1 protein-coding gene is annotated in these 1,209 nt (G+C 64.2%); it reads right to left on the reverse strand.

What is annotated here, in order from left to right; all coding sequences use genetic code 11:
- Nucleotides 1–503: 503 nt before the first annotated feature.
- Nucleotides 504–1,209, reverse strand: a 706-nt coding sequence (locus tag ACFWF3_RS23100; protein WP_379315234.1) for a hypothetical protein, incomplete at its 5' end; no start/stop codon positions are given.

The raw sequence follows: 1,209 nt of genomic DNA on the forward strand, positions 1-1,209 counted from the left end.
CCTTCAAGGAGGCGGCGGGGCTTTCGTGGTGATTCAACCAAAGCGGCCGGAGATGTAGTCTCCACCCGCGCGGCCTCCTGACAAAGCCTCGTCCGGATCGGCCTGGGTCTGCGCGGCAGGCACCGCCGATACACGGCGAAAGCCGAGGTAGGCTCGACCAGTATCAGGTCCGGCGCTACCACGCCTGGTATCGGCATGTCACCCCGACCAAGCTCGCCCACGCCTACCTCGCCGTAACGGCTGAAACGTCGACTGCTATTTCCTCAGGGCCCACACGAGCAGCTCGGGATGGCCGAGTAGATCGCTGGGAGTGAGGGTGCGAGAAGTCGACTTCCGCGGCACGGGCTGCTTGTCGCGGTTGGACTGGCGGCGTCGCCGCTCCTGGGCGGCGAGTTCTCGGGAAGCCTCTCTTGCACGCTGGTCGGCTTGTTCGAATCGATCCTGAATACGTTTTACCGCCGATGTGTGCTGGTCAGCTATAGCTTCCAGCCGTGCAATCGGATTCATGACTGGACCTCCTGTTGCTCGCTCGTAGCCGTGATGGGGGTCGTGAAGCGCGAGTCGCGCCGGTGTTCCTGCTCGCTATCGGATTGCGGACGGACCGGCGGTAGCCCCATGAGTGAGGATGGCTGCGAAATGCTCGCCGGGGCAGTGGCCGGGCTTCCACCACCCGACGTGGTGCCGCCACCCGACGGGCTTCCACCACCCGAGGTCGTGCCACCACCCGACGGGCTTCCACCACCCGACGTCGTGCCACCACCAGACGTAGTGTCACCACCAGACGGCTTTCCGCCACCCGACGTACTGTCACCACCAGACGGCTTTCCACCACCCGACGTACTGTCACCACCAGACGGCTTTCCGCCACTGTCGCCAGCAGAGGGAGCGGCAGCAGCACCGGTGTTCGTCTGGTTGTCCATTTTGTCGACCGAGTCGAGCACCGTCGCGATGCCTTGGCCGCCTGACTTGATGGCCTCGCCGCCAGCCTTGATGATGTCGTCGACGTCATCATCCAACGAGCCGATAGCCTTGATCAGGTCAGGAATGTTGCCGGTGATTTTGCTGGCCGAATCTATTACGTTCGCGATGTCTCCCGGCCGCCACACGCCAGCCGTGCCCATGTCTGTGGTTCCGCTGCCGCCACCTTTGGCCCCGTCACCAGTGGTGGCCTTGGCTCCGTCACCGGTAGTCGCCTTGGCTCCGTCACCG

Origin of the sequence: Nocardia sp. NPDC060220, from assembly GCF_042727815.1 — a bacterium.
Taxonomy (GTDB): domain Bacteria; phylum Actinomycetota; class Actinomycetes; order Mycobacteriales; family Mycobacteriaceae; genus Nocardia.